The sequence below is a fragment of the Peribacillus sp. P4_C12 genome (assembly GCF_056402095.1).
The window spans coordinates 1-2,676 of record NZ_JBFUIB010000488.1; the positions used below are offsets into that span (position 1 = coordinate 1).

4 protein-coding genes are annotated in these 2,676 nt (G+C 37.6%); all 4 read left to right on the forward strand.

What is annotated here, in order from left to right:
• A partial coding sequence (locus tag AC1DUW_RS25350) for an amidohydrolase family protein (RefSeq protein WP_477643772.1) occupies positions 1–413 on the forward strand: 413 nt, incomplete at its 5' end.
• A gap of 40 nt (positions 414–453) precedes the next feature.
• Positions 454–609 (forward strand): hypothetical protein, encoded by a 156-nt coding sequence (locus AC1DUW_RS25355; protein WP_477643773.1) that lies wholly within the window; start codon positions 454–456, stop codon positions 607–609.
• 79 nt (positions 610–688) lie between these two features.
• Positions 689–859: a hypothetical protein gene (locus AC1DUW_RS25360; protein WP_236694898.1), complete on the forward strand. Its 171-nt coding sequence runs from the start codon at positions 689–691 to the stop codon at positions 857–859.
• A gap of 83 nt (positions 860–942) precedes the next feature.
• Positions 943–2,265, forward strand: coding sequence for an MFS transporter (locus AC1DUW_RS25365; RefSeq protein ID WP_053345801.1), 1,323 nt, complete (start codon positions 943–945; stop codon positions 2,263–2,265).
• Positions 2,266–2,676 lie beyond the last annotated feature (411 nt).

Consider the following 2,676-nt stretch of genomic DNA (forward strand, 5'->3'; position numbering starts at 1 on the left):
CAGAAGAGGGCATTCAAGATATGGCCAAATCAGGAACGATTGCCTGTCTCCTTCCAGCAACAGCGCTGTATTTACGTGAAGAGGCGGCTGCAGGAAGACGGATGATTGATGAAGGTGTAGCGGTGGCCATTTCGACGGATTGCAATCCCGGGTCCTCACCGACGACTTCTATGCCCCTTGTTATGAATCTAGCATGCATCTCGATGCGGCTCACCCCAGCAGAAGCATTAACGGCGGCGACATACAATGCTGCTTGTGCGATCAATAGGCAGGAAAAGGTAGGATCGCTGGAAGTCGGAAAACAAGCAGATGTTGTTTTATGGAATGTAGAAAACTATCAGGAATTGCAATATTTATTTGGAGTTAACCACGTTAAGTCCGTATGGAAAAAGGGCGTACAAGTGGTGAAATAATATAGAGAAAGAATGGCTTCAAAAGCCTGATGATCTTGGAATGTACCAGAAGAAGATACGCCTTACCTTATCCTTTATGGAGCACCCATTTCACGGTCCTCAATCAGTGTATCAGGAGCCTTTTTATATCCGCTGGAATTTCGGCGGATGTGAAAAGGCTTTGTTACCTACATCTTGGATGAAAAAGTGGATCTAACAAAATTAAGAGTTGTCAATGCAGGAGATATACTTGATATTTTAGTTGCGCTGGGTGTACATGCTCTACCCATGGTGGAATGCCAGCTAATGAGTTGATTGATATTTTACTAGATATTGGCCAGCACCCGATTGTCATGCAAATTGATTTCGTCTGTCTTGATCCGAGCAAAGCCTATAAGGGTGCCGAAACAGTCAAAGTCAGGGGATGCATGGCTGCAATTTATTACAGGTTGCATAATACAGACTAGATAAAGGGTCTTATGATTACTGTTTTTATGTTTAAAATCAGTAAGTATTGCTGCTCTCTATCACACATCAAGGGGGGAACTACATGTTGAGAAATAAATATCGTTATTTTATTATTTTTATGATTATTCTTATTACAATCATAAATTATATTGATAGAGGTGCACTTTCATATGCCCAAGCTGAAATCATCAAGGAGTTCAATTTAGATCCAGTAAGTTGGGGAGCAATCTTAGGTTATTTTGGATATGGTTATATATTCGGAGCGCTATTTGGTGGTGCTTTAGCAGATAAGAAAGGTCCTAAATTTATGTGGATCATTGCTGGAACTACATGGTCTTTTTTTGAAATTGGGACAATATTCGCAGGTCATATAGGTGCAGCATTATTTGGAGGTTCTGCATTGGCAGGATTTGCGGTGTTTCGTGTTTTATTTGGGTTCGCTGAAGGACCTACCTTATCAACAATGAACCGAACTATGGCAAACTGGGTATCTCCTAAAGAAAAAGGGTTTGCTGTAGCACTTGGATTAGTTGGGACGCCAATTGGAGCATTAATTACTGCACCCATCGTAGTAGGTCTTCTAACATTCACTAACTGGAAAGTAACATTTGTTATTCTCGGTTTATTAGGTTTTATTTGGGTAGTAATTTGGAACAAAGTATTTACAAACCTACCTGAAGATCATCCAAGAGTCTCGAAAACCGAACTAGAAGAAATTCGAAGAGCAGATATATTAATTAAAGGCGAAACGAAATTAGACGAACAAATAAATGTACCGTGGTACCATTTTTTTAAAAACCCTACGTTAGTAATGAATGCCATTGGRTATTTTGCCTTTTTATATGTAAATATTTTATTACTTACATGGACTCCCAAATATCTGCAAGATGAATTTAATTATTCACTTTCATCTCTTTCATATATTGGTATGATTCCCTGGGTAGGAGCTATTATCACTGGATTATTAGGTGGTAAAATCTCGGATATATTACGTAGAAAAACAGGGAATTTACGTATTGCTAGATCTTGGTTCACAGTAGTTTCCTTATTTTGTACAGCTGTTTGTTTTATGTTGATCCCAACTGTTGAGAGTGCAGCAGCAGTACTTGCATTAATGTGTATAGGCAATGCCTTTAATTATTTACCAAATTCTATCTATTGGATTGTTGTTCTTGATACAGAGCCAAATAAAGCAGGAACTTTTGGGGGAGTAACTCATTTTATTGCGAATCTAGCTACTATTATTGCACCGACCCTAACAGGAAGTCTTGTAGCAAAACATGGATATAATGCAATGTTTATTGCAGCATCCATTGCAGTAACAATAGGAATGATAGCCATGGTTTTTGTGAAACCAGGTAAACAAAGTAACTCGTCTAAATCAACCAATGATATGGTCAGTTAAAACATAGTCTTTCTAGGAAATAGGGTTTCAACAAAGATAGTAAATTAGAAAGAAGAGATTAAGACCAATAAATAAGAACTTACAGCTTATAAGGAGCAATGGTTACGGCGATTGCTCCTTTTTTGTAAGATGATGCTAAAAGAGAAACAATAAATATTGATATAAGAGAGGTTGGATTAGCTTCTTAATCCAAGATAAGTGGATGATGCATTAGATGGATTCTTTTTTGACAATCCTATACACATCCTTTCTCTTGATTTCCGCTTCATGGATTAGTACGAGACACAAAGCAAATGTTCTATTTGTATGATGCGTCTCAAAATTGTTTTTCTAAATAGGTTTAATCCTCCACTGCAATAGAAAAGAAAATGAGGGATAAATTTAATTACTAATAATGGGGTGGATATCATG